Here is a 24467-nt window from a genome sequence, read left to right on the forward strand (position 1 = left end):
AAAGATCCAGTGTGGGAGCGGGCTTGCCCGCGAAGAGGCCATCACATTCAGCAGAAAATCTCAGCTCAAATCACCACTGAACTCCACCACCGGCATCGTCCGCTTCATCAACACCTTGCCATCGCGCACCGAGTACAGCGGCAACCCCTGGCTGCGGATCACCTCGTAATCATTTTCCGCCGACAGAATCAGCAGGTTCGCCGGCCGCCCGCGTTCCAGGCCGTAGCGATCGCCAAGGTTCATGGCTTTGGCGCTATTGTCCGTCACCAGGTCCAGTGCACTTTGCAGGTTGCGATAACCGAGCATGTGGCAGATGTGCAGGCCGGCTTCGAGCACCCGCAGAATGTTGCCGTTGCCCAACGGATACCACGGATCGACGATGGAGTCCTGACCGAAGCACACGTTCATGCCCGCCTCCAGCAGCTCGTTGACCCGGGTCACGCCCCGGCGTTTCGGGAAACTGTCGAAACGCCCCTGCAGGTGGATGCTTTCGGTGGGACAGGAGACAAAGCTGATCCCCGAATGCCCGAGCAAGCGAAACAGTTTGGCGCAGTAGGCGTTGTCGTAGGAACCCATGGCCGTGGTGTGGCTGGCCGTGACCCGCGAACCCATGTCGCGGCTGCGGGCCTCTTCGGCCAGTACTTCGAGAAAGCGTGAATGCGGGTCGTCGGTTTCGTCGCAATGCACGTCCACCAGGCAACCGCTGCGTTCGGCCAGGTCCATGAGGAACTTCACCGAGCTGACGCCCTGATCGCGGGTGTATTCGAAATGCGGAATGCCGCCCACCACGTCGGCGCCCATGCGGATGGCTTCTTCCATCAATTCGCGACCATTGCGGTAGGACTCGATGCCTTCCTGGGGAAAGGCGACGATTTGCAGGTCGACCAGGTGCCGGCTTTCCTCGCGCACTTCGAGCATCGCCTTGAGCGCGGTCAGTTGCGGGTCGGTGACGTCGACGTGGGTGCGCACATGCTGGATACCGTGGGCGGCGAGGGCCTGGATGGTTTTTTTCGCCCGGGCCTTGGTGTCTTCCTGGGTGATGGTCGCCTTGCGTTCGCCCCAGCACTCGATGCCTTCGAACAGCGTGCCACTCATGTTCCAGCGCGGCTCGCCGGCGGTCAGGGTGGCGTCGAGGTGGATGTGCGGCTCGACAAAGGGCGGCACCACCAGGTTGCCGCCAGCATCCAGATCGTCAGGACCCAGGGTCGGGGCTTCGATCTGGCGGCCGATGCTGCTGATCAGGCCGTTTTCCAGGTTCAACTCATGCAGGCCTTCCTGATTGCGCAGACGGGCGTTGATGATGTGCATCGGGCAGATCCTTTTGGCGAATCGTATTAGGCAATATCCTTACGTTAGCTCGCCTGTGGCGAATCCCGCCAGTGACATTGATCAGCACAATCCAAATGTGGGAGCGGGTTTGTTCAGGAATATTACGGCAGGGGCAAAAACCGTAGCAGCGCCGCGACTATGGCTTCGGGCGCGTCTTCCTGAACCAGATGGCCGGCGTTGGGTATCGGATAAAACTGCGATCCGGGAATCATCCGATGCAGCGCCTGCCCGCGTTCGATGGGAATCCACTGGTCGTCTTCACCCCAGAGAATCTGCACCGGGCAGCGAATCGTCGGGTACAGGCCTTCGGCCTCGCGGGTATAACGCTCGTCCATCTGCGCGATCTGCCGGTAGAACGCCGCTTGCCCCGGCTCCCCCAGCCATGGCTGAGCGTAGGGGGCGAGTTCGGCGTCGGGAATCTTGCGCTGGATGGCCCCGCGAATGTAGGTCGGCACGATGGCGCGCTGGATGTAATCGGGCAGTCCGCTGAACGCAGCTTCATGTTGACGCACATGCTGCACGAACGGCGAACCCCAGGGCGTGAGCGCCACCGGATCGATCAGCGTCAGGCTGCGGTAATCCTTGCCATCGAGCAGGTGCGTGCGCAGGGCGGTGGCGCCGCCAAAGTCGTGGGCCACCACGTCGGGGCGGTCCAGGCGCCAATGCTCCAGCAACTGCGCCAACAACCGGTTTTGCACGCCGAGCGAGACGTCGTCGTCGGGTTGTGCCGACTGACCATAACCCAGCAGATCGAAGTAGTAGACGCGGTGAGTCGCCGTGAAATACGGCGCGATCCGGTGCCACACAAAGGAAGAAAACGGTGTGCCATGCACGAACACCAGCGGCGGGCCGTCGCCGCGCATGGCGTAGCGCACTTTATGTCCGTTGAAGTCGAAGACCTGATCCAGAGGCCAGTCAGTCATGGGCTTGTCCTCTTGGCGGGGGAAGAGGCAAAAAGCATAGGCATAAAAAACAGCCGATGAAGGCTGTTTTTCATGTCACTGACGAAACGCATTCCCTTGTGGGAGCGGTGTTGTCTGAAGATTATTCGCCGCGATAGATGCAACCGCTGGTGCAGGTCTCGTGGATACGGATTGCGCTCAGCTCCGGCAGCAGAGGCTTCATTTCCTGCCAGATAAACTTGGCCAGCACTTCGCTGGTCGGGTTTTCCAGGCCGGGAATGTCGTTCAGGTAGTTGTGGTCCAGGCGCTCGTACAGCGGCTTGAAGATCGCCTTGATTTCCGAGAAGTCGCGGATCCAGCCAGTATGCGGGTCGAGGTCGCCGCTCAGGTGGATGGCCACTTTGAACGAGTGACCGTGCAGGCGCCCGCACTTGTGGCCGTCTGGTACGTGGGGCAGGCGGTGGGCGGATTCGAAAGTAAATTCCTTGAAAATTTCCACAGTGTTTTCAGCTCTGTTCAGGTGGCGTTCGCCGCAGCGATTCGGGCAGGCGGCGAGTTTACCAGTTTGTCCTGACTAAAGGGTCAGCAAGCGCTCGCCGAGGCGACCGTTGGCGGCCAGTTCGAGGAATTCGTCCCCCAGGCGGCGGCTTTCGTCCATGGTCGTGCGCCAGTATTTCTGCCGGCTCGGGGCGTCGCCCATGAAGCGCTTGAAGTCGTTACGGTCCGGCAGTTTGCCGTAGGGCAGGCGCGCCAGGTATTCCTTCGACGGCGCCAGCAACAGCACGTTGTGCAAGCGAGCCGGGCAGGCGCGGCGCCATGGCAGAGTCTTGTCGAACCAGCCGGGGATCACCCGGTCGGTGAAGTGCGGGTAAAGCACGATGTCGTTGCCGCTGTAGGGCAGGTCCAGGTGGTAATCCAGCAGGCCGCCGTCGCGGAAGGTCCCGGCGCCGGCGCCCGGCAGGTCGCGCACGCCTTCCATCACCATCGGGATCGAGCCCGAAGCCAGCAGGGCCTGGCGCAAATTGCCGGCATTGAGGGCGACGAAGCGCGACGGGAAGTCAGTCAAGGCATTGACCGGCGGCGCCAGGCGCGGGTCGTGGATGATCAGGCGTTCGAAGTGCCGTGCCAGCCGTGCCCGGGCACACAGGTTGTCGGCGATGACCGATGACAGGCCCAGCCCCAGACGGCCGCGATGATCGTCGGCCAGCAGGCCGTGGCTTTTGACCACCATGATGTTCAGGCGGTAGTCGCTGTTACTGAGGATCGAGGCGTCGCGACCATCGAGCAGCTCATTGAGCATGCGCTGTGAGCTCTGGCTGATCTGCGCCATGGTCACGCCCTTGGCGAAGTGTTGCTCGGTGTACAGCCGCCCCAGACGCCGGATGCCCTCGGCGGCGTCCGGCAGGCAGGCGCTGGCGAAGCGCCAGGAACCCACCGATGCGCCAATCAGCGAGCGTTCCCGCGGTGCCGCCGGCAGCCACTCGCCGAACAGCGCCAGGTCCAGACCCTGTATCCCCAGTGCCTTCGGCCCGCCAGCCGCGCCCGGCAAGGTGCCGACGTCGGCGGCGCTCAAGCCGTTGTCCCGGATACGCGCAAAGGCACGCGGACCGGCCTTGAGGGTCAGGGAAGGGAACTTGATGTGGATGGCGGTCATTGGGGGCTCGAAGTGTGGCAAGCGAGGATTATAAAACGTGTACTTCATGTATACGAGCAACCTGTGGGAGCGGGCTTGCCCGCGATGGCGTCTGCACATCCGGCATTGATGTAGCAGATACACCGCTATCGCGGGCAAGCCCGCTCCCACAGGTTTTGCGTAATGCTCAGCAATGATGGCAATTCAGTTTCAATTAAGTTCAGCGGGTTAAAGTGGCTCGCCTGGACCCCCGACGCAACGCTGGTACCATTGTGGCTTTCGAGAAGCTCACACCACTGGCACTGGCCAGGTATCCCGGTGATCGGCAGCAGGGTATCGACCGGGCTCTGGAATTAGACCCGGTCAGCGGGCTGTGACTCAAGGATCATCAGGATTGGTAATGAAGGTGTTTCTACTCAATCGATGTGCCGCACGCAGGATGGCGCTGCTGCTTCTGGCATTTTGCTCGTTAGCGGCGGCCCGCGACCTGGATCAGGATGAAGCCCTGCGCCTGCGTCAACAGGGCGTGATCCTGCCGCTGGAGCAACTGCTGCAGCAAGCGATGGATCGCTACCCCGGCGCAAAACTGCTGGAAGCCGAACTCGAAGAGAAGCACGACATCTACCTTTATGATGTCGAGTTGCTGACCCCCGAAGGCGTGGTCCGTGAGCTGCACATCGATGCGACTGACGGCCGATTATTGAAAGACAAGGAAGACTGATCCATGCGTTTGCTCCTGGTGGAAGACCATGTGCCCCTGGCCGACGAACTGCTGGCCGGTCTCAATCGCCAGGGTTATGCGGTGGATTGGCTGGCGGACGGTCGCGACGCGGTGCATCAGGGCAGTACCGAACCTTACGACCTGATCATCCTCGACCTGGGACTTCCCGGCGTGCCGGGGCTTGAGGTGCTGGCCCAATGGCGCGCGGCGGGTCTGGCCACGCCGGTGCTGATCCTGACGGCCCGGGATTCCTGGGCCGAACGCATTGAAGGCCTCAAGGCCGGCGCCGACGATTACCTGACCAAGCCATTCCATCCCGAAGAGCTGTTTTTGCGCATTCAGGCGTTGCTGCGCCGTTCCCATGGCCAGGCCAACCAGCCAACGCTCAAGGCCGCCGGGCTGCATCTGGACGAAGGTCGCCAATGCGTTGTGCGCGACGGTGCGGACATTCAACTGACCGCCGCGGAGTTTCGCCTGTTGCGTTATTTCATGCTGCACCCCGAGCAGATCCTCTCCAAAGGCCACCTTGCCGAGCACCTCTACGATGGTGAAACCGAGCGCGATTCCAATGTGCTGGAAGTCCACGTCAATCACTTGCGCCGCAAGCTCGGCAAAAGTGTGATTGAAACCCGTCGGGGCCAGGGTTACCTGTTCGGCGGGCAAGCCCGGTGAGATCGATCCAGCGCCGCTTGAGCCTGGGCCTGATCAGCGTGATGGTGGTCGTCGGCCTGGTGTTGACGCAAACCAGCCTGTGGCTGTTCGAAATGGGGTTGCAGCGCTACCTCGAAGCCGGGTTGCGCAATGACAGCGAGAACCTGCTGGCGGCGCTGGTGCGCGGGCCGCAGGGCTTGCAACTGGATGAGCGACGCCTGTCACCGGCCTATCAGCGGCCGTTCTCCGGGCATTATTTCCGTGTCGATTTCACCGACGGCCATTGGCGTTCCCGTTCCTTGTGGGATCAGGAATTGCCGGTGCTCGATCACCCCGGCCTGCATGGCAACCTGCAACTGGGGCCGGAAGGGCAACAGTTGCTGGTGCTGCGCACGGACTATCGACGTTCGGGGGTGCCGATCTCCATCAGCGTCGCCGAGGACTACACGCCGATACGCGAAAGCTTCCGGCGCATGCAACAGCTCGGGTTCGGCCTCGGTTTGACAGCGCTGCTGCTGATTCTGCTGCTGCAACGGATTACCGTGCGCCGGGCCTTGCGTCCGCTGGAACAGGCCCGTGAGCAGATCGCGCAGTTGCAACAGGGCCAACGCTCGCAACTCGACGATCAGGTGCCGGTGGAACTGGAGCCACTGGTGGCGCAGATCAACCATCTGCTGGCCCACACCGAGGACAGCCTCAAGCGCTCACGCAATGCCCTGGGCAATCTCGGCCACGCCTTGAAAACCCCGCTGGCAGTGCTGTTGAGCCTGGCTTCAAGCGAGCAACTCGACGCGCACCCGCAACTGCGCAAAGTCCTCAAGGAGCAACTGGAACAAGTCCAGCAGCGGCTCAATCGGGAACTCAATCGTGCGCGGTTGTCCGGTGATGCGTTGCCGGGCGCTCTGTTTGATTGCGATGCCGAGCTCCCCGGCTTGCTGGCCACCCTGAACATGATCCATGGCGAACACCTGGCGCTGAGCTACCGCGCACCCACCGGCCTGCAATTGCCCTGGGATCGTGAGGACCTGTTGGAATTGTTGGGCAACCTGCTGGATAACGCCTGCAAATGGGCGGATGCCGAGGTTCGCCTGAGTGTGGCCGAGACTGCGCAGGGCTTTGAACTCAGCGTGGAAGATGATGGCCCGGGCATTCCCGACGAGCTTCGTGATCAGGTGTTCAGCCGGGGAACGCGGCTGGATGAACAAACCCATGGGCATGGCCTGGGACTGGGTATCGTGCGCGATATCGTCGATAGCTGGGGCGGCCAACTGTCGTTGCTGGAAAGCGAGTGGGGCGGGCTGAAGGTTGTCATCGAATTACCCAGACACACCTGAGGCCACGCCGGGAAATCTGTGGGAGCGGGCTTGCCCGCGATGAGGCCGGCACATTCAAAATCATCATTGACTGTACCGCCGCTATCGCGAGCAAGCCCGCTCCCACAGGGGGGCACTGATTGGCTGGCAAGCTTCAGGTGTGATGAATCTCCCGATCCTTGGTTTCCGGCATGAAGAAAATGCCCAGCACCGCTGTCATCACCGCGATGACGATCGGATACCACAGCCCGTAGTAGATATCCCCCGTGGCCGCCACCATGGCGAACGCCACGGTCGGCAGGAAACCACCGAACCAGCCATTGCCGATGTGATAGGGCAGCGACATCGAGGTGTAGCGGATGCGCGCCGGGAACAGTTCCACCAGCCAGGCGGCAATCGGTCCGTAGACCATGGTCACGTAGATCACCAGTATCGTCAGCAGTAGCAACACCATCGGATAGTTGGTCTTGGCCGGGTCGGCCTTTTCCGGGTAGCCGGCGTCCTTGAGGGCGGTGGCGAGGGTGGCGGCAAAGGCGTCGTTTTTGGCCTTGAAATCGGCGGCCGGCATGCCGGTGCCCTCGAAGCTCTCGATCACTTTATCGCCAATGCGCACCTGCGCAACGGCGCCCGGCTCGGCGTCCACGTTCTTGTAGGGGATGGCCTTTTTGGCCAGCACGGTCTTGGCCAGGTCACAGGAACTGGTGAATTTGGCCTTGCCCACCGGGTCGAACTGGAACGAGCACTGGGCGGGATTGGCAACGACCGTGACCGGATTCTTCTCCTGGGCAATGAACACGTCGGGGTTACCGTACTGGGTCAGCGCATGGAAAATCGGGAAGTAAGTCAGTGCTGCGATAATGCAGCCGGCCATGATGATGCCCTTGCGCCCGATACGGTCGGACAGGCTGCCGAAAATGACGAAGAACGGCGTGCCGATCAGCAGCGAGCCGGCGATCAGCAGGTTGGCGGTCTGCGGTTCGATCTTCAGTGTCTGCAGCAGGAAGAACAGCGCATAGAATTGCCCGGTGTACCAGACCACCGCCTGACCGGCGGTACCGCCGAGCAGGGCCATGATCACGATCTTGAGGTTGTCCCAACGGGCGAAGGATTCGGTCAACGGTGCCTTGGAGGATTTGCCTTCGGCTTTCATTTTCTGGAACACCGGCGACTCGCTGAGCTGCAGGCGGATGTACACCGAGACGATCAGCAGCAGGATCGACAGCAGGAACGGAATCCGCCAGCCCCAGGCCTCGAAGGCTTCGGTGCCCAGGGCGGTACGGCAGGCGAGGATCACCAGCAGTGAAAGAAACAGGCCGAGGGTGGCTGTGGTCTGGATCCACGAGGTGAAGAAGCCGCGTTTGCCCTTGGGAGCATGTTCGGCCACGTAGGTCGCTGCGCCGCCGTACTCACCCCCCAGCGCCAGGCCTTGCAACAGGCGCAGGCTGATCAGGATGATCGGCGCGACGACACCGATGGTCGCATAGCCGGGCAGCAAACCCACCACGGCCGTGGAAATACCCATGATCACGATGGTGATGAGGAACGTATGCTTGCGCCCGATCATGTCGCCCAACCGGCCGAACACGATAGCGCCGAATGGGCGCACGGCGAAGCCGGCGGCGAAGGCGAGCAGGGCGAAAATGAAGGAGGTCGTTTCGTTGACACCGGCGAAGAAGTGCTTGGCGATGATCGCCGCGAGGGAGCCGTACAGGTAGAAGTCATACCATTCGAACACGGTGCCCAGGGACGAGGCGAAGATGACCTTGCGCTCCTCCCTGGTGAGCCCGCGGTTGGGCGTGCTGCCCGTGGTTGCATTGTCGATTGCTGCCATGAGTATTCTCCGTCTTGCTCTTGTTGTAGGCCGGAGTTCCCACCAACACTTACCGTACCCAGGCCCTGGGGCTGAAGTCATCGGATTACGTGGCTTGCATTCAGGTTGACGCCAGAAAATGCTGCAAGGTTCCATGAAGCATAATCAAGGTCCGGCAGATATCCACTCGCCATCATTTATTGAGCAGCACGCAGAAATAAATGTGGGAGCGGCGGTGCGGCGATCCCACATTTGTTTCCCACAGGTTTGTTTTTCGGGGCTTAAACGCGGAACTGATCCATCAGGCTCTGCTGCTGGTTCGCCAGGCTGTTGAGCGACTGGCTGACCCGCGCCGACTCATTGGCCTGGCCCGACAGCGACTCGGTCACGTCGCGGATGGTCGCCACGTTGTTGTTGATCTCCTCGGCCACCGCGCTCTGCTCTTCGGCGGCACTGGCGATCTGCATGTTCATGTCGTTGATCACCGTGACCGCGTCGCCGATCTGGCGCAGCGCGGTTACCGCCTGGCCAACCTGCTCGACACTGCCCTGGGCCTGACGATGGCTGTTGTTCATCGAACCCACCACCTCCTGGGTGCCGTTTTGCAGCTGTTCGATCACCAGTCGGGTTTCTTCGACGGATTCCTGGGTACGCCGCGCCAGGTTGCGCACTTCATCGGCCACCACGGCAAACCCGCGTCCGGCCTCACCGGCACGGGCCGCTTCGATCGCGGCGTTGAGGGCCAGCAGGTTGGTCTGCTCGGCAATTGCACGGATCACTTCCAGTACCGTGCCGATCTTCTCGCTGTTGGCAGCCAGGCCCTCGACCTGGATCATGGCCGCGCTCATGTCGGCGGCGAGGTTGTCGATGCTGGCGGTGGTACGGTCGATCACGGTCAGGCCCTGACGGGTCGCTTGATCGGCATCCCGGGCGGCGTGGGCCGCTTGCGCGGCGCTGCGGGCGACGTCCTGGGCGGTGGCGCTCATTTCGTGGGAGGCGGTCGCGACCTGGTCCACCTGGCGGTACTGCTGCTCCATGCCGGCGCTGGTCTGGGCGGCGATGGCGGACGACTGGTCAGCGGTGCTGCGGGCGTCCTGCACCGAGCGTTTCACTTCGGCAATGATCGGTTGCAGCTTGTCGAGGAAACGGTTGAACCAGCCGGCCAGTTGGCCAAGTTCATCCTGCTTGTCGTAGGCCAGGCGGCGAGTCAGGTCACCTTCGCCGCTGGCGATGTCTTCGAGCATGTGCGCCACACCGAGGATCGGTCGGGTGACGCTGCGGGCCATCAGCCACACCAGCATCAGGCCGAGCAGCGCGGCGAGTCCCCCCAGGCCGAGTTCGACCAGCGTACCGGCGGTGTTGCTGTCATCGAGTTGCTTTTTCAGGGCTTCGGCGGGGCCGACCAGGACGTTCTCCGGCACGTCGAGCAGCACGCCCCAGGGTTTACCTCCGGGGATCGGCTGGAAGGGGGCCAGCACTTTCAGTTGCTGCTGGCTGTGCAGGCTGGCGGTTTTGCTGCTGGCGGCGAGCATGCGCAGCAGTTCGGTGCCACTGGCCTTGTCCACGGCGTCCAGGCGCTGACTGAGTTTGCTGGCGTCCGGGCTGTAGCCGGCGAGCAGGCCGGCCGGGCTGATGATGCTGACGCTGGTCTGGCCGTCATAGAGCTTCTTGCTCGCACCCAGGCTGACCGCTTGCAGGCTGTTGAGGTTGATGTCCACCGACAGCGAGGCGATGACCTTGCCGTTGGTCATCAGCGGGAAAACGATGCTGGTCATCAGCACGTTCTGACCATCGATCTCATAGAAGTAGGGTTCGATCACGCACGGCTTGAGGGTGGTGCGCGGGCAGGTGAACCAGGCGTTGGCCGCTTCGCCGCTGGGGCCGGTACTGGTGTCGGCCATGTCCTTTTCCGGCAGCGCCATGGACGTCACTTTGCCCGGCGTCGGCTGCGACCAGTAGAGGGCGAAACGGCCCTTGTCGTTGCTGCCCAGTTCGGCTTGGCCGGTGAACAGTTCGTCCTTGCCGTCCAGCCCATTGGGTTCGAACACCAGGGACAGGCCGAGCAGGTCCGGATTGGCTTGCAGGGCCGACTTGACCTGGCGGGTCAGGTCCTCGCGCAGGTCGAAGGCATCGAGAAAGCGCTTCTCGGCCTGGTCACGCAGGAACAGCACCTGCCGCGAGAAGCCGTGGCCGTACTGATAGGCGTCCATGAACTGCTGGCGAATCCCCAGTGCCTGGTTTTCCCCCTGGGACTCGATCCGCGCCTGGGCCGCTTCGGTCAGCATCTCCATGCTCGAGGCTTTCACCAGCTCGGAGCTGTGCTCCATGCGGTACAGCGAAAGACCCACCAGCAGGGTCACGATGCCCGCCAGGCACAGCCCGGCCAGCAGGGTGATTTTCCATTGAATGGAAAGTTGTCTGAGCGACATGGAGACGTCCTTATTCGATAAATATCTGAGACTTTGCACTGTAGCGGCATAAAAGCAGCTTTCTTGAGCTTCAAGCTGCAAGCTGCAAGCTGCAAGCGGGAAACACAAAAGCTTGCGGCTTGAGGCTTGCAGCTTGCCGCTGCTTCATTCAAAGTGCGCGCCCTCTAATAAAACCCATTCCTTTTATCCACTGGCGGCTCTCGCAGACTGCCGGCCGGACTCTTTTCGCTTGCCCAGAGGTATGACAATGAATGCAGTAATTGCCGCGGTCGGCATCATGCTGATCCTCAGCCTGTCCCGCGTGCATGTGGTGATCGCCCTGATCGTCGGTGCGCTGGTCGGTGGCTTGACCGGTGGCCTGGGGATCGAGGCGACGCTCAAGGCTTTCAATAGCGGCCTCGGCGGCGGGGCGACGGTGGCGTTGTCCTACGCCTTGCTCGGCGCTTTCGCCGTGGCCATTGCCAAGTCCGGCATGGCCCATGCGCTGGCCGACAAGGCCCTGGCCATGGTCGATCGCCAGCACGCCAATGGCGGTGGCCAGGTCAAATGGCTGCTGATCGGTCTGCTCTGGGTCGTGGCCATTGCCTCGCAGAACATCTTGCCGATACATATCGCATTTATTCCGTTGCTGGTGCCGCCGCTTCTCTATGTGCTGACCAAGCTGCAACTGGACCGTCGCCTGATCGCCTGCGTCATGACCTTCGGCCTGATCACGCCCTACATGTTCCTGCCGGTGGGCTTCGGCAACATCTTCCTCAATGAGATCCTGCTGGCCAACGTCGCCCGCAGCGGTGTGGACATCAGCGGCATCAACGTGACCCACGCCATGGGCATCCCGGCCCTGGGCATGGTGGCGGGACTGCTGATCGCGTTTGTCAGCTACCGCAAGAAGCGTGTCTACGACCTGGCGAAGATCGAACAGGTCGAGCAAGTGGCGGTGCAATACAACCCGCTGAGCCTGATGGTGGCCGGTGTGGCCATCGCTGCGGCGTTCATCATTCAGTTGTTGCTCGATTCGATGATCATCGGTGCGCTGGTCGGCTTCCTGATCTTCTCGGTGTCGGGCATCGTCAAATGGCGCGACACCGACGACCTGTTCACCGAAGGCATGAAAATGATGGCGATGATCGGCTTCATCATGATCGCCGCCTCCGGGTTTGCCGAAGTGATGAAGGCCACCGGCGAAGTGCAGACGCTGGTCGAGTCGTCGGCGTCGTACATCGATCACAGCAAGGGCATTGGCGCCTTGCTGATGTTGCTGGTGGGGTTGCTGGTGACCATGGGCATCGGCTCGTCGTTCTCCACCGTGCCGATTCTGGCGGCGATTTTCGTGCCGCTGTGCGTGCAACTGGGCTTCAGCCCGTTGGCGATCGTGTGCATCGTCGGCACGGCCGGCGCCTTGGGCGACGCCGGTTCGCCGGCTTCGGACTCGACCCTGGGCCCGACCTCCGGCCTGAACATCGATGGCCAGCACCATCACATCTGGGACACCGTGGTCCCGACTTTTCTGCACTACAACCTGCCATTGCTGGCGTTTGGCTGGGTGGCCGCGATGGTCCTGTAAAACACCACTTACTCTGTGGGAGCGAGCTTGCTCGCGATAGCGGTCTGTCAGGCAACTTGATGCTGAATGTGCCGCCGTCATCGCGAGCAAGCTCGCTCCCACAGGGATCTTCTGCGGGCCTGACGGCCGCGTTCAACTTTTGACCCGGCGTGCCGTTAAAGTTTTTAACCACGCCAACAAAATCAAAAGAGTGAACGTCATGCGCATGAGCCTCAAGGCCAAAGTCCTGTCCCTTGCCGTCCTCCCGGTGCTGCTGTTTGCGCTGGTCATCAGCCTGACCACGCTGTTCATTCTTCAGGATCAGGCGCGCAAGGAAGTCGAGCAGACCCGCGAGCGCCTTCTCAGCGATGCCAAGGCAACCTTGCAAAGCTACGTGGCCGTGGCCATGACCACGATCAAACCGCTCTACGACGCGGCCGCCCCCGGCGATGAGGCGGCGCGGGCCCGGGTGATCAAGCTGCTGTCGAGCATCACCTATGGCAAGGACGGCTACTTCTTCGGTTACGACTCCAACACCGTGCGCCTGTTCAAGGCCAACAGCCCCGACGGCGTGGGCCAGAGCTTCAAGGACAACCGCGACCCGAACGGCGTCTACGTCAACCGCGACCTGGTGAAAGTCGCCAGGGACGGCACGCACTACCTGCAATACAGCTCGCCATTGCCCGGCAACACCCAGGTGCTGGTGCCCAAGCTCGGCTACACCGAATACCTGCCGAAGTGGGACATGGCGGTCGGCACCTCGGTCAATCTCGACGGCATCGAAGCGCAGGTGGCTGTGGTCGAAGCCAAGGTCCAGGAGCGCATGCAAGGCATGGTGCTGAGCATCGTCGGTGTGGCGGTGGTGGTGCTGCTGGTGATCGCTGCCGCCGGGATGCTGCTGGCCAACACCATTCTGCGTCCGCTGCATTTGATGAAAGCCAACCTCGACGACATCGCGGCGGGCGAGGGCGACCTGACCCGTCGCCTCACCATCACCAGCCAGGACGAACTCGGTGAACTGGCCGGCTCGTTCAACCGTTTCGTCGACAAGATCCACGGCCTGGTGCGGCAGATCACCGAAATGACCTCGCAACTGACCGGGCTGGTGAATCAGGTGTCCGACCAGGCCAACCGTTCGGACCAGGCCATGGAACGTCAGCGCCATGAGACCGATCAGGTGGCCACGGCCATCAACGAAATGTCGGCGGCGGCCCAGGAAGTGGCCAGGAGCGCGCAGAACGCCGCGGTGGCAGCCCAGCAGACCGACGAAGAAGGGCAGGCGGCCAAGCGCGTGGTGGCCGGCAGCATCGAGAAGATCCATGCCCTGGTGGACGACATCCGCAGCAGCGGCGTGTCCCTGGACAGCCTGCAAAAGGACGTGTCGTCGATTGTCAGCGTGCTCGGGGTGATCCGCTCGATCGCCGAGCAGACCAACCTGCTGGCGCTCAACGCGGCCATCGAAGCCGCCCGCGCCGGCGAGGCCGGGCGCGGCTTTGCGGTGGTGGCCGATGAAGTGCGGGCGCTGGCCAGCCGCACGCAAATCAGCACCCAGGAAATCCAGGGCATGATCGATCGCTTGCAGGCCGGCACCCAGTCGGCGGTGGAGGCGATGCGTCGTTCCAGCGAGGCCGGCGACGGCACCTCGGCCCAGGCCAACGAGGCGGGGGCTTCGCTGGACACCATGGCTCAGCTGATCGCGACCATCAACTCGATGAACGCACAAATCGCCAGTGCCGCCGAAGAACAGACCGCCGTGGCCGAAGAGATCAATCGCAGCGTGCATCAGATTGCCGTGGCGGTGGACAGCGTCGCCGACGAAACCCAACTCGGCGCACAAACCTCCCGTAGCCTGGCCGACCTCGGTCAGCGCCTGGGCAGCCTGGTCGGGCAGTTCCGGATCTGACAGAACAGAGGCAAAACCTGTGGGATTTGTGATCGGCAGGAGCGACAGTCACTACACTTATTCTGTGTATCCAGGCACTGGACGACCTTGTTAGAGGAGTCAGCTCCATGATTGACCGCGAAAGTATCTGCGATTGCCCGAAATGTTCCTGCAAACTCGGTGAACATCCGATTGCCCGTCACGGCAAGCATTACTGCTGTGAAGCCTGCGCCAAACACCATGAGCACGGCGAGGAATGCACCCATAAAGATTGCAAGTGCGCTCATGGCTGACTACCGCGAATGAAAAGTGGAGCCTAATCCGGCTCCACCTCCAGCCTGAGGCTGTCATCTTCCAGGTGTTCGCTGTAGCGCACGGTGCCTTGCAAGCGCCTCCCTTCGACCCGCAGCACCAGGGTCCTGGCGTGCTCAAGATGTTCCGGTAGTGGCGCCGGGACGCGTATGGCGAAGCAGAATGGGTCATTTTCGACCTGTTCCAGTCCGATCAGGCACTCGGCGCTTTTGGTAATGCGACCGACCGGCGTGTCCAGACCGTAGTCCAACTGCGCAGGGCTATTGACGGGTGTTGCGCTCATATCCCTTCCCCCGAACCTGATGTTTACCGGATATTAGTTCGCCGGCCGCCACTTGACGTTTTCCACACCGAATTTTTCAGCCATCGGCTTGCTGGTCTTTTGCACCCTCTCGCGTCCGAACCGGGGGATTCGCCCCACCCCCGCATCACAGCTCGCCCAATGCCAGGCTTCTGCGTTGTCCATTTTGTCCAGGCGGATGATGAATGATTTCGCAGCGCCATGGAGGGTGTACTCGATGACGAATAATTTTGCACTGTTCATAAAGACCCGGTTCCTCCCTGTTGTACATAGAAGGATCGCGCGCCATCAGGAAAATTCATTCGGATTGTCGGACGGTGGCGGTTGCTGGCGACAAGTTCAGCGCCCCGTTACCATTGAGCCTTCCCGCACCCCAATGAACATTGACCATGGCCCTCGCCGCACCGCCTGACCTGAGTGACACCGATGTGCCTGTGCAACCGCTGGCTCGCACCTATCCGCGCGGGTTGTACATCGATCCCCATGAGCACGCCTGGGGCCAGTTGCTGTATGCGATGAGCGGGGTGATGTGGGTCGAGACACCGCACGAAGCATTGGTGGTGCCACCGCAGCGGGCTGTGTGGTTGCCGCCCGGCGTGCCCCACGGGATTCGCGTGGTGTCCGACCTGCAAATGCGCAACATCTACCTGAGGCCGTCCCTGGCCGCGACCCTGGATGACAGCGTTCAGGTGATCGAGGTCGGCGGCTTGCTGCGCGAGCTGATCGTCGGGCTGGTGGAGCAGGGTAATGACGGGGCGCCCGAGTATTACGACGCACTGGTGGGCCTGGCGCTGCTGGAACTCAAGCGGGCGAGGCGCTCGTTACTGAAAATCCCGCTGCCGGATGATTCCGACCGGCGATTGATGAATTTGTGTCAGGCGGTCATGGCTGCGCCTTCACTGGATATTCCTTTCGAACAACATGCCGATAACACCGGAGCCAGCGTGCGCACCCTGGCGCGGCTGTTCAAGGACGGTCTGGGCATGGGCTTCGCCGAGTGGCGGCGTCAGGTGCAACTGGCGACGGCGGTGGCCGGGTTGATCCAGGGCGTACCGGTCAGCGCGATTGCCCGGGAGCTGGGCTACTCGCCGAGCAGCTTCAGCGACATGTTTCGGCGTGAACTGGGGGTTGCCCCTTCGCAGTTTCCGGCGGCGCAACGCCAGGGCTGAATTCGCCGAGGCCAGGCTTTGGCCGACATTCAGAAGCACTTGGCCGATGCACAAAGGCGTCGCCCTCTAGACTCGTCGCATACCTCAATTGCCCCCGGAGTCTGCCATGAACTACCTCGTGTCAGTGGCCATCGGTCTGGGCGTCGGTCTGCTCTACGGCGCCTTGGACTTTCGTTCCCCCGCACCTCCGGCCATCGCGCTGGTGGGCCTGCTCGGCATGCTCGCCGGCGAAAAGCTCTGGCCGATGGGGCGGGGGCTGGTGGCTGGCTGGATTTCCTGAACCCTTTTCGACTCGATGGATACGCCCATGAAAGCTCTGCAATTCGATAAAACCGGTGATCTCTCGGCCCTGCGCTACGTTGAGGTGCCCACCCCCGTGCCCGGCGCCGATGAAGTGCTGGTCGAGATCAAGGCCGCCGGCCTCAACCCCAGCGATGTGAAGAACGTGCTGGGGCGTTTTCCCTACACCACCTTGCCGCGGATTCCCGGTCGCGATTTTGCCGGTGTCGTCGTGGCCGGCCCGCAGGCGTTGATCGGTCAGGAAGTCTGGGGCACGGGCCGGGAACTGGGCTTTTTCGCCGACGGTTCCCATGCTCAGTTCGTCAAGCTGCCGGCCAATGGTGTGGCGCTCAAACCCACGCACCTGAGCTTCGCCCAGGCCGCCAGCCTCGGCGTGCCGTACACCACGGCGTGGGATGCCCTGGAGCGCAGCCTGGTGACGGCCGAAACCCGATTGCTGGTCATCGGTGGCGGGGCCGTCGGCAGTGCCGCGCTGGCCCTGGCCAAGGTGCGCGGTGCCCGGGTGCTGGCGGCCGCGCGGCGTCCGGAGCAGGTCAAGGACTTGCAGGATCAGGGCTACCAGACCCTGCAACTGGATAAACCCGAAGATTTGGGCGCACAGGTCAACGCTGTCTATGCCGGCGGCGCCGATGTGATTTTCGACACCACCGGTTTCTGGCTGCCGGCCTCGGTACCCGCCCTGGCCGCGTTCGGCCGCATCGCGATCATCGCGGCGCCCGTGGACGGTCACGTGCAACTGCCGGCCCTGGCGTTGTATCGCAAGGGTGGCTCTGTCGTGGGGATCAACTCGCTGCTGTACGGCGTACAGGCCTGTGCGGCGATGCTCGAGCAGTTCGGCCGGTTTTTCGATCAGGACCTGTTGCCGTTGCCGCAGGGCTTGTTCGAGTCGCCACTGGCCGAAGGCCTGGAGCGTTACGCCGAAGTGAATCAGGGCAGCGGCGACAAGGTGATACTGCTGCCATAACCCAACCCCCCCTGTGGGAGCGGGCTTGCTCGCGAAGAGGGTGTATCAGTCACCATGAATGTTGCCTGACACGCCGCCTTCGTCGGAACGCCGCCCGGAACAAGCCCGCTCCCACAAAGTCCATGGCTGTGCACCGTCTTGCGCATGCTTCGCTCTGCTAGAATCGGCCCCATTGACCCAATGAGGTACCCCTATGAGCGAGCCGATTCGCCTGACCCAATACAGCCACGGCGCCGGTTGCGGCTGCAAGATTTCCCCCCAGGTGCTGGAAGTGATCCTGGCCGGCAGCGGGGCGCAGAATCTCGACCCGAAACTCTGGGTCGGCAACGCCTCGCGTGACGACGCGGCGGTATATGCCATCGATGAAGAACGCGGTGTGGTCTCGACCACCGACTTTTTCATGCCGATCGTCGACGATCCCTTCGATTTCGGCCGAATTGCCGCCACCAATGCCATCAGCGACATCTACGCCATGGGCGGCGATCCCTTGATGGCGATTGCGATCCTGGGCTGGCCGGTGAACGTGCTGGCGCCGGAAGTTGCCCGGGAAGTGATACGCGGCGGTCGTTCGGTGTGCGACGCGGCGGGTATCCCGCTGGCAGGCGGGCACTCCATCGACGCGCCAGAACCGATCTTTGGCCTGGCTGTCACCGGTCTGGTGGAAAAGCGCCACATGAAGCGCAACGACACCGCCACCGCCGGTTGCCTGCTCTACCTCACCAAGCCCCTGGGGATCGGCATCCTTACGACCGCCGAGAAAAAGGGCAAATTGCGCAACACCGACATCGGCCTGGCCCGGGACTGGATGTGCACCCTGAACAAACCCGGTAGCCGTTTCGGCAAGCTCGACGGCGTGACCGCGATGACCGACGTCACCGGCTTCGGCCTGCTCGGGCACCTGGTGGAAATGGCCGACGGCAGCCAGCTCACAGCGCGCATTGAATATGACCGCGTACCGCGCCTGCCGGGGGTGGAGTATTACCTGGAACAGGGCTGTGTACCGGGCGGGACTCTGCGCAATTTCGACAGCTACGCCAGCAAGCTCGGACGTCTTCAGGAGCTGCATAAACGCGTGCTCTGCGATCCGCAGACCAGCGGTGGCCTGCTGATTGCCGTGACGCCGCAAGGCAACGAGCAATTCCTTTCGGTGGCCGCCGAACTGGGCCTGAGCCTGGAACCGATCGGTGAACTGATCGAGCGACAGAGCAATGCGGTCGAGGTGTTTTGATGTTCGTCGACTGCACTGATTACCGCGACATCTTCCTCAACGACCGGCCAATGATGGACGCCCGCGCGCCGGTCGAATTCAACAAGGGCGCGTTTCCCGGCGTGATCAACCTGCCGTTGATGAACGACCATGAACGCCAGCGGGTCGGCACCTGCTACAAGCAGCACGGCCAGCAAGCGGCCGTCGTGCTGGGGCATCAACTGGTGTCGGGCGCGGTCAAGGCCGAACGCATCCAGGCCTGGGCCGATTTTGCCCGGGCGCATCCCGAAGGACTGCTGTATTGCTTTCGCGGCGGCCTGCGCTCACAGATCGTCCAGCAATGGCTCAAGGACGAGGCCGGTATCGACTATCCGCGGGTGGGCGGCGGCTACAAGGCCATGCGCACCTTCCTGCTGGACACCCTCGATCAAGCCGTCACCCAGTGTGATTTTGTCTTGCTGGGCGGGATGACCGGCACCGGCAAGACCGAGGTGCTCACGCAACTGGGTAACGCCGTGGACCTTGAAGGTCATGCCAACCATCGCGGCTCCAGTTTCGGCAAGCGCGCCACGGGCCAACCCTCGAATATCGACTTCGAAAACCGCTTGGCCATCGACGTGCTGAAAAAACGCGCCCGGGGCATCGAGCAGTTCGTACTGGAAGACGAAAGCCGTGCGGTGGGTAGTTGTGCGCTGCCGTTGCCGCTGTACCAGGGTATGCAGCAGTTCCCGATGGTGTGGCTGGAAGACAGCCTGGAAGGACGGGTCGAGCGGATCCTGCGCGATTACGTGGTGGATCTGTGCGCCGAATTCATCGACGTGCATGGCGAGGAGGGCTTTGCGTTGTTTTCCGAACGCTTGCTGGCGAGCCTGAACAATGTGCAGAAGCGCCTGGGAGGCGAACGTCATCGACGCATGCTGGTTTTGATGGAGGATGCGTTGGTCGAGCAGGCCCGCAGTGGCGCGGTGGATCTGCACCGGGGCTGGATCGAAGGGTTGCTGCGCGAGTATTACGATCCGATGTACGCGTTTCAGCGGGAGAAGAAAGACGCTCGGATCGAGTTTGCCGGGGAGCGGGGGGCGGTGCTCGAGTATCTGCGCGAGCGGGGCAGTCAGAAAGGTTGAGGGTGTTTTTGCCGGCCCCTTCGCGGGCAAGCCCGCTCCCACAGTAAATCTTCGGTGATCACAGGTTTTGTGTACGGCGCAGATCCAATGTGGGAGCGGGCTTGCTCGCGAAGAGGCCCGATCAAGCAATGCACAAACTCAGGTCGGGCAGGTTTCAGCACCATTATCCAGGCCTTGCTTGTACACATGGCTCTGCAACTTGGCCTTGCCGTTGTGCCAGGTCAGGGTGAGCACATACAGCGAGTCGTAGTCGCTGGATTCCCAGTCATCGGTGATGGTCGTTTTCTTGCCGGTGGCGTCGCCGGCCACCTTGTTGATCAGCTCCGGCAGGTAGCCGTGCGACCAGGCGGTGTAGATGACCGAGTTGTGATACTTGTCGTGAAGCAGTTCATCGGCCAGGTCGCTGGTGTCATTGGCGGAGAAATTGATGTTCACCGGCAGGCCCAGCTTGATGGCGCTGGGGCTGATGGTCATCAGGGGACGGATATAGCTGTAGGAGTTGTCGAACTCGCCTTCCTCGACGTTACGGGTCGGGTTCGCCGCAAACACGTAGTCGGCCTTGCCGAACTTTTCCGGCAGCAGCGTGGACAGGTCGATGGCGCGGTTCAGCCCCTGGCAATTGAGCTGGCCCAGGCCACCGTCGGGTTTTTCCCCGTGGCGCAGGAAAACCAGCGTCTGGGTGCCATCCATCGGTTGGGCGCGACTCAGGCCGGATTCCAGCAACAGGAACACCGCGCTGACCGCCAGCAAGACGGGCAACAGCAAGTAGGCGCGATGTTTAAAGCGTTTGGTAAAATTGAACAGATTCATGAATAAAAGGTTCTTCAGCGCAATTCGGTTAAGGCTGACAAACCTTTACACCACGACTTTCCAGCGTCGGGTGTGTTCCATGTCGTTGAAGCCGGTCCGTTTTCAAAGGGGTGGTACTCAGAGTCCCCTGAACCCGTTTGGTTCGATTCCGGCCAAGAGCGCAGCAATGTACCGGTAACCTTCAGCGGATTGCAGTGAAGGTTATCGACAGGATGTTGCGGATTTATGGACAGGCTACACCTGATGGTGGTGAAACCGTCGTGATCTCTTTTGATCTCCTCTATCAGCGAGATTGATGGCTCCAAGGGATCGCTGAGCCGATATCTCCATTATGATCGTCACTCTCAATGTCTTCGTGGATCCTGCCCATGACCGATTTGTCCGCCTTCCCCATCACCCGCAAATGGCCTGCCCAATATCCGGAGTGGATTCAGCTGTACTCCTTGCCGACCCCCAACGGCGTCAAGGTCTCGATCATGCTCGAAGAGATCGGCCTGCCGTATGAACCTCACCGGGTAGGCTTCGACACCAACGACCAGATGTCCCCGGAATTTCTTTCCCTCAACCCCAACAACAAGATCCCGGCGATCCTCGATCCCCACGGTCCGGATGACCAGCCGCTGGCGCTGTTCGAATCGGGAGCGATTCTGATCTACCTGGCCGACAAGAGCGGGCAACTGCTGGCCCAGGAGTCGGCGGCGCGCTACGAAACGATTCAATGGCTGATGTTTCAGATGGGTGGCATTGGCCCGATGTTCGGCCAGCTCGGGTTTTTCAACAAATTCGCCGGCAAGGATTACGAGGACAAGCGTCCCCGTGACCGCTACGTCGAGGAAAGCAAACGCCTGCTCAAGGTGCTGGACGGCCGTCTGCAAGGGCGTGACTGGATCATGGGCGAGCGCTACACCATCGCTGACATCGCCACTTTCCCGTGGGTGCGCAACCTGATCGGTTTCTATGAAGCCGGCGATCTGGTGGGCATCCAGAACTTCCCTAACGTCACACGGGTGCTGGAACGCTTCCTGGCGCGGCCGGCGGTGGTGCGCGGGTTGCAGATTCCAGGCCCCGTTTCAGGTTGATACAGAACCTGTGGGAGCGGGCTTGCCCGCGATAGCGGTATGTCAGACACATAGATGCTGGATGTGCCGCTGCCATCGCGGGCAAGCCCGCTCCCACAGGGGGGGGCTCAGGAAGCGCCAAAAAACGACCGGATCCCGTGATCACGGAAATACCGTTCGATCACCTTCGGGTCCGCACACGTCTCGGCAATCGCCACGTAGGTATCGGGCCGCAACAGATAAAAGCCGTTGCGCCCCAAACCCGCCGTTTCGAACGCCGGTCGCCAGTCGAATACGTGCAGCGGCAGGTGGTGCTCGTGGCACCAGGCGATCATCTCGTCGCTGGTGTCGCCATAGACATGCACCTGCCAGGTCAGGCACTTGAGAGACTCGAAATTATCCCCCTCACCGTCATGGGCCCAGGGCAGGCGATCACCGCCATGCACGTGCCCGGCAACGCCGGTGCTCAGCGGCATACCACGATAATTCAGGGTGATCTGCGACACCGTGCGAAACAGGAACTGGCGGGAGGTTTCGAACGAGGTCATTTTCGGTAACAAGAACGGGGCCAGGCGTGTACGCAGCAAATCGGCAATCGGCCCGTCGGCGGTGACGAAGGTGAAGACCCGGTCGGTGGTCGCCACCAGTTTACGCGCAAACGCAATGCGCTCGGTTTCATAGGTGTCGAGCAGCCTGGCCTCGGCACCGCCGCTCAACACGGCCGCGAGTTTCCATGCCAGGTTGATGGCATCGCCAATCCCGGTGTTCATGCCCTGGCCGCCCGCCGGGCTGTGCACATGGGCGGCATCACCCAGCAAAAACGCCCGCTCTTTGCGGAAGTGATCCGCCACCCGATGATGCACGCGGTAGGTCGAAAACCAGTTCAGTTGCTCGATATTCACCTTCATGTGCTCGATGGCCCGGCTGCTGACGTCTTCGAAGCGCAGGGTCTCGGCGTGTTCGGCGCGCTCGTCGCGTACCGTGCCGATCAGACGGGCACGACCGCTGTCGCCTAGTGGGAATACGGCGAGGAAGTCCGCCTCGTCGAGATCCACATGCAGTTCGCCGTTGAATGTCGGACCGCTGGCCTGCACGTCGGCGACGTAGAAAATCTGCTGGTAGGTCCCGCCGGGAAACCCGGTATCCAGGGTCTTGCGCACAATCGACCGGGCACCGTCGCACCCGGCCAGGTAACAGGCCTGGCAGGTTTCCTGCTGGCCGTCGGGCAAGTGCAGCGTGGCCGTGATGCCGTCTGCGGTTTGCTCGAAGCTGGTCAGTTCAGTGTTGCGTTCCACCGTGATGCCGAAGGTTTCCAGGCGCTCGATCAGCAGCCGTTCGTGTTCGTCCTGCGGGAAGATCTCGAGAAACGAGTAGGGGGTCAGGCCCTCACCGATCTGAGACAGGGGCAGGCGTGCCACGGGCTCACCCTTGACCCAGAAGTTGCCGGCCTTTACTTGATGGCCGTGTTGCACCACAGCGTCGTCCAGTCCCAGCTGGCGATACAACTCCAGCGTCCGTGCCTGGACGGCCAGCGCCCGGGACGTGGTGCCGGGGGCGGACGTTTTGTCGACGATCCGCACGCGCACGCCCAGTTTGCTCAGCCACAACGCCAGGACCAGCCCGGTCGGGCCGGCGCCGATGATCAACACGTCGCTGCGGTGCATGACCTGTCCTCCTCGCTGTGTGAATCAAGTATGGTCCAGTCGGGGAGGGCGGCAACCGTCGGACTGCCACGGACGTAGCCGCTGACCTGCCATTGGTCGTATGGTTGGCCCGGACAAACGGATTAGATGGAACGACATGCAAATCAGATTGATCACAAGCGTCGCCGTAATGGTGATATTGGCCGGTTGCGGCAGCCAACGGACCCAGGAACCGGCGGCGCGCAGCCCGGCCGAAGTGAAGGCCGAGATTGTACGTTTGCTGCCGGCCAAGGCTGCCGATCCCCAGGGTTGGGCCACGGACATCCAGGTGGCGTTTACCGCGCAAGACCTCTCGCCGACCACCCAAAACCTGTGCTCGGTGCTGGCGGTGACTGAACAGGAGTCGACCTTTCAGGTTGACCCGAGCGTACCGGGCCTGGGCAAGATCGCCCGCGACGAGATCGACCGCCGCGCCGCCAAGGCGCACATTCCCGGCCTGCTGGTGAGCGGTGCGTTGATGCTCGATTCGCCCAACGGCAAAAGCTACAGCAGCCGCCTGAATGCCGCGCGCAGTGAAAAGGAACTGAGCGCTGTTTTCGACGACTTCATTGGCATGGTGCCGATGGGCAAGAAGCTGTTCGGCGGCTTCAACCCGGTGCATACCGGCGGGCCGATGCAGGTCAGCATTGATTTTGCCGAACAGCAGGCCAAGGGCTATCCGTACCCGGTGAAGGGCTCGATTCGTCATGAAGTGTTCACCCGGCGCGGCGGCATGTATTTCGGCATCGCGCATCTGCTCGGGTATCCGGTGAGTTACCCACAGCCGTTGTACCGTTTTGCGGACTTCAACGCGGGGTGGTACGCCAGCCGTAACGCCGCGTTTCAGAACGCGGTAAGCCGGGCTTCCGGTATCCCGTTGGCGCTGGATGGCGACCTGGTGCGCTACGGTTCGATCATGCCCGGCACCACGGAACTTGCCGTGCGTACCCTCGGCAAGCAACTGGGCATGCGTAATCCGACGATCCGCGACCAACTGGAAGAGGGGAACACCCTGGCGTTCGAAGACAGTAAACTCTATCGGCGGGTTTACGAACTGGCCGAACGGGCCGAGGGCCGGCCGCTGCCCCGTGAAGTGTTACCGGGGATCGTGCTGCAAAGCCCGAAAATCACTCGCAAACTCACCACCGCGTGGTTCGCCAAACGGGTCGATGAACGTTACCAGCGCTGCATGGCGCGGGCAGGGAATTAATCGCGGCGAAAAAAAACCGACGGGTGAGGCTAATACCAGTCAGTCAAGCGGTAATGCGATCCGTAGCAGCTGCCGAGCCCGCGAGGCTGCGTTCGGCTGCGAAGCAGTCGTAAAATC

The 24467-nt window shown here is 61.9% G+C and carries 22 protein-coding genes and 4 pseudogenes; 15 read left to right on the forward strand and 11 right to left on the reverse strand.

Annotated features, from left to right (window positions below):
* Nucleotides 1-60 precede the first annotated feature (60 nt).
* The 4 genes from codA to PMI34_RS14825 form a co-directional block, all read right to left on the reverse strand.
* Nucleotides 61-1308, reverse strand: coding sequence for a cytosine deaminase (gene codA, locus PMI34_RS14840; RefSeq protein WP_008049815.1), 1248 nt, complete (start codon nucleotides 1306-1308; stop codon nucleotides 61-63).
* A gap of 122 nt (nucleotides 1309-1430) precedes the next feature.
* Nucleotides 1431-2252, reverse strand: a complete 822-nt coding sequence (locus PMI34_RS14835; protein ID WP_008049816.1) for an alpha/beta fold hydrolase — start codon at nucleotides 2250-2252, stop codon at nucleotides 1431-1433.
* A gap of 121 nt (nucleotides 2253-2373) precedes the next feature.
* Nucleotides 2374-2730: a 6-carboxytetrahydropterin synthase QueD gene (gene queD / locus PMI34_RS14830; protein WP_008049817.1), complete on the reverse strand. Its 357-nt coding sequence runs from the start codon at nucleotides 2728-2730 to the stop codon at nucleotides 2374-2376.
* 75 nt (nucleotides 2731-2805) lie between these two features.
* Nucleotides 2806-3885 (reverse strand): hypothetical protein, encoded by a 1080-nt coding sequence (locus tag PMI34_RS14825; RefSeq protein WP_008049818.1) that lies wholly within the window; start codon nucleotides 3883-3885, stop codon nucleotides 2806-2808.
* A 233-nt stretch (nucleotides 3886-4118) separates the two neighbouring features.
* Between PMI34_RS14825 and PMI34_RS29305 the strand changes: the two are divergent.
* From PMI34_RS29305 to PMI34_RS14810, 4 genes and pseudogenes are all read left to right on the forward strand, one after another.
* Nucleotides 4119-4241 (forward strand): annotated as a pseudogene (locus PMI34_RS29305) (PepSY domain-containing protein); the annotation flags it as partial.
* Nucleotides 4242-4264: 23 nt separating this feature from the next.
* Entirely contained in the window at nucleotides 4265-4585 is a 321-nt protein-coding gene (locus tag PMI34_RS14820) for a PepSY domain-containing protein (RefSeq protein WP_008049819.1), read from the forward strand.
* Nucleotides 4586-4588: 3 nt separating this feature from the next.
* On the forward strand, nucleotides 4589-5257 hold the full coding sequence (locus PMI34_RS14815; protein WP_008049820.1) for a response regulator transcription factor: 669 nt from the start codon (nucleotides 4589-4591) through the stop codon (nucleotides 5255-5257).
* Entirely contained in the window at nucleotides 5254-6570 is a 1317-nt protein-coding gene (locus PMI34_RS14810; RefSeq protein WP_008049821.1) for a sensor histidine kinase, read from the forward strand. The genes PMI34_RS14815 and PMI34_RS14810 overlap by 4 nt, the downstream gene beginning before the upstream one ends.
* 133 nt (nucleotides 6571-6703) lie before the next feature.
* On the opposite strand, the gene PMI34_RS14805 is transcribed toward PMI34_RS14810, so the two are convergent.
* The 3 genes and pseudogenes from PMI34_RS14805 to PMI34_RS29730 form a co-directional block, all read right to left on the reverse strand.
* Nucleotides 6704-8380: an MFS transporter gene (locus PMI34_RS14805; protein WP_008049822.1), complete on the reverse strand. Its 1677-nt coding sequence runs from the start codon at nucleotides 8378-8380 to the stop codon at nucleotides 6704-6706.
* Between the two features lie 260 nt (nucleotides 8381-8640).
* Nucleotides 8641-9396, reverse strand: coding sequence for a methyl-accepting chemotaxis protein (locus PMI34_RS29725; RefSeq protein WP_443216125.1), 756 nt, complete (start codon nucleotides 9394-9396; stop codon nucleotides 8641-8643).
* Nucleotides 9397-9498: 102 nt separating this feature from the next.
* A pseudogene (locus tag PMI34_RS29730) lies at nucleotides 9499-10788 on the reverse strand (HAMP domain-containing protein); the annotation flags it as partial.
* 247 nt (nucleotides 10789-11035) lie between these two features.
* Here PMI34_RS29730 and PMI34_RS14795 point away from each other — a divergent pair.
* The 4 genes and pseudogenes from PMI34_RS14795 (at nucleotide 11036) to PMI34_RS14785 (ending at nucleotide 14506) form a co-directional block, all read left to right on the forward strand.
* Nucleotides 11036-12352: a Na+/H+ antiporter family protein gene (locus tag PMI34_RS14795; protein WP_008049824.1), complete on the forward strand. Its 1317-nt coding sequence runs from the start codon at nucleotides 11036-11038 to the stop codon at nucleotides 12350-12352.
* A 205-nt stretch (nucleotides 12353-12557) separates the two neighbouring features.
* Nucleotides 12558-13328: pseudogene (locus PMI34_RS29735) on the forward strand (cache domain-containing protein); the annotation flags it as partial.
* A 315-nt stretch (nucleotides 13329-13643) separates the two neighbouring features.
* Nucleotides 13644-14234: pseudogene (locus PMI34_RS29740) on the forward strand (methyl-accepting chemotaxis protein); the annotation flags it as partial.
* 107 nt (nucleotides 14235-14341) lie between these two features.
* Complete coding sequence (locus PMI34_RS14785; RefSeq protein ID WP_008049826.1) at nucleotides 14342-14506, forward strand: metallothionein; 165 nt, start codon at nucleotides 14342-14344, stop codon at nucleotides 14504-14506.
* Between the two features lie 23 nt (nucleotides 14507-14529).
* On the opposite strand, the gene PMI34_RS14780 is transcribed toward PMI34_RS14785, so the two are convergent.
* Both PMI34_RS14780 and PMI34_RS14775 read right to left on the reverse strand, forming a co-directional pair.
* Nucleotides 14530-14808, reverse strand: coding sequence for a hypothetical protein (locus PMI34_RS14780; RefSeq protein ID WP_008049829.1), 279 nt, complete (start codon nucleotides 14806-14808; stop codon nucleotides 14530-14532).
* 33 nt (nucleotides 14809-14841) lie between these two features.
* The gene (locus tag PMI34_RS14775; protein ID WP_008049830.1) at nucleotides 14842-15069 is read right to left on the reverse strand and encodes a DUF6555 family protein; all 228 of its coding nucleotides are present in this window, start codon (nucleotides 15067-15069) and stop codon (nucleotides 14842-14844) included.
* 146 nt (nucleotides 15070-15215) lie between these two features.
* On the opposite strand from PMI34_RS14775, the gene PMI34_RS14770 reads away from it, so the two are divergent.
* From PMI34_RS14770 to mnmH, 5 genes are all read left to right on the forward strand, one after another.
* Nucleotides 15216-15995 (forward strand): AraC family transcriptional regulator, encoded by a 780-nt coding sequence (locus tag PMI34_RS14770; RefSeq protein ID WP_008049831.1) that lies wholly within the window; start codon nucleotides 15216-15218, stop codon nucleotides 15993-15995.
* A gap of 106 nt (nucleotides 15996-16101) precedes the next feature.
* Entirely contained in the window at nucleotides 16102-16275 is a 174-nt protein-coding gene (locus PMI34_RS28095) for a DUF1427 family protein (RefSeq protein WP_008049832.1), read from the forward strand.
* A gap of 27 nt (nucleotides 16276-16302) precedes the next feature.
* Nucleotides 16303-17259 carry a quinone oxidoreductase family protein gene (locus PMI34_RS14765; protein ID WP_008049833.1) on the forward strand — a complete coding sequence of 319 codons (957 nt, stop codon included), beginning with the start codon at nucleotides 16303-16305 and terminating at the stop codon, nucleotides 17257-17259.
* A gap of 193 nt (nucleotides 17260-17452) precedes the next feature.
* Nucleotides 17453-18487, forward strand: coding sequence for a selenide, water dikinase SelD (gene selD, locus PMI34_RS14760; protein ID WP_008049834.1), 1035 nt, complete (start codon nucleotides 17453-17455; stop codon nucleotides 18485-18487).
* The gene (mnmH, locus tag PMI34_RS14755; RefSeq protein WP_008049835.1) at nucleotides 18487-19590 is read left to right on the forward strand and encodes a tRNA 2-selenouridine(34) synthase MnmH; all 1104 of its coding nucleotides are present in this window, start codon (nucleotides 18487-18489) and stop codon (nucleotides 19588-19590) included. Before selD ends, mnmH begins: the two co-directional genes overlap by 1 nt.
* 138 nt (nucleotides 19591-19728) lie before the next feature.
* Here mnmH and PMI34_RS14750 read toward each other — a convergent pair whose 3' ends face one another.
* Nucleotides 19729-20400, reverse strand: coding sequence for a hypothetical protein (locus PMI34_RS14750; RefSeq protein ID WP_008049837.1), 672 nt, complete (start codon nucleotides 20398-20400; stop codon nucleotides 19729-19731).
* Between the two features lie 368 nt (nucleotides 20401-20768).
* On the opposite strand from PMI34_RS14750, the gene PMI34_RS14745 reads away from it, so the two are divergent.
* On the forward strand, nucleotides 20769-21479 hold the full coding sequence (locus PMI34_RS14745; protein ID WP_008049838.1) for a glutathione S-transferase family protein: 711 nt from the start codon (nucleotides 20769-20771) through the stop codon (nucleotides 21477-21479).
* Between the two features lie 107 nt (nucleotides 21480-21586).
* Here the strand turns inward: PMI34_RS14745 and PMI34_RS14740 are convergent, their stop codons facing one another.
* A complete protein-coding gene (locus PMI34_RS14740) occupies nucleotides 21587-23122 on the reverse strand; it encodes an FAD-dependent oxidoreductase (RefSeq protein ID WP_008049839.1) in 1536 nt (511 codons plus the stop codon).
* Nucleotides 23123-23258: 136 nt separating this feature from the next.
* On the opposite strand from PMI34_RS14740, the gene PMI34_RS14735 reads away from it, so the two are divergent.
* Nucleotides 23259-24350, forward strand: coding sequence for a DUF1615 domain-containing protein (locus PMI34_RS14735; protein ID WP_008049840.1), 1092 nt, complete (start codon nucleotides 23259-23261; stop codon nucleotides 24348-24350).
* Nucleotides 24351-24467: the final 117 nt, after the last annotated feature.

It is taken from the genome of Pseudomonas sp. GM74 (assembly GCF_000282455.1).
GTDB lineage: Bacteria > Pseudomonadota > Gammaproteobacteria > Pseudomonadales > Pseudomonadaceae > Aquipseudomonas.

Coding starts and splice junctions, on each gene's coding strand:
- codA (WP_008049815.1), bottom strand. CDS start 1,308: ATGCACATCATCAACGCCCGTCTGCGCAATCAGGAAGGCCTGCATGAG.
- PMI34_RS14835 (WP_008049816.1), bottom strand. CDS start 2,252: ATGACTGACTGGCCTCTGGATCAGGTCTTCGACTTCAACGGACATAAA.
- PMI34_RS14825 (WP_008049818.1), bottom strand. CDS start 3,885: ATGACCGCCATCCACATCAAGTTCCCTTCCCTGACCCTCAAGGCCGGT.
- PMI34_RS14820 (WP_008049819.1), top strand. CDS start 4,265: ATGAAGGTGTTTCTACTCAATCGATGTGCCGCACGCAGGATGGCGCTG.
- PMI34_RS14815 (WP_008049820.1), top strand. CDS start 4,589: ATGCGTTTGCTCCTGGTGGAAGACCATGTGCCCCTGGCCGACGAACTG.
- PMI34_RS14805 (WP_008049822.1), bottom strand. CDS start 8,380: ATGGCAGCAATCGACAATGCAACCACGGGCAGCACGCCCAACCGCGGG.
- PMI34_RS29725 (WP_443216125.1), bottom strand. CDS start 9,396: ATGGAGCAGCAGTACCGCCAGGTGGACCAGGTCGCGACCGCCTCCCAC.
- PMI34_RS14795 (WP_008049824.1), top strand. CDS start 11,036: ATGAATGCAGTAATTGCCGCGGTCGGCATCATGCTGATCCTCAGCCTG.
- PMI34_RS14785 (WP_008049826.1), top strand. CDS start 14,342: ATGATTGACCGCGAAAGTATCTGCGATTGCCCGAAATGTTCCTGCAAA.
- PMI34_RS14780 (WP_008049829.1), bottom strand. CDS start 14,808: ATGAGCGCAACACCCGTCAATAGCCCTGCGCAGTTGGACTACGGTCTG.
- PMI34_RS14775 (WP_008049830.1), bottom strand. CDS start 15,069: ATGAACAGTGCAAAATTATTCGTCATCGAGTACACCCTCCATGGCGCT.
- PMI34_RS14770 (WP_008049831.1), top strand. CDS start 15,216: ATGGCCCTCGCCGCACCGCCTGACCTGAGTGACACCGATGTGCCTGTG.
- PMI34_RS28095 (WP_008049832.1), top strand. CDS start 16,102: ATGAACTACCTCGTGTCAGTGGCCATCGGTCTGGGCGTCGGTCTGCTC.
- PMI34_RS14765 (WP_008049833.1), top strand. CDS start 16,303: ATGAAAGCTCTGCAATTCGATAAAACCGGTGATCTCTCGGCCCTGCGC.
- selD (WP_008049834.1), top strand. CDS start 17,453: ATGAGCGAGCCGATTCGCCTGACCCAATACAGCCACGGCGCCGGTTGC.
- mnmH (WP_008049835.1), top strand. CDS start 18,487: ATGTTCGTCGACTGCACTGATTACCGCGACATCTTCCTCAACGACCGG.
- PMI34_RS14750 (WP_008049837.1), bottom strand. CDS start 20,400: ATGAATCTGTTCAATTTTACCAAACGCTTTAAACATCGCGCCTACTTG.
- PMI34_RS14745 (WP_008049838.1), top strand. CDS start 20,769: ATGACCGATTTGTCCGCCTTCCCCATCACCCGCAAATGGCCTGCCCAA.
- PMI34_RS14740 (WP_008049839.1), bottom strand. CDS start 23,122: ATGCACCGCAGCGACGTGTTGATCATCGGCGCCGGCCCGACCGGGCTG.
- PMI34_RS14735 (WP_008049840.1), top strand. CDS start 23,259: ATGCAAATCAGATTGATCACAAGCGTCGCCGTAATGGTGATATTGGCC.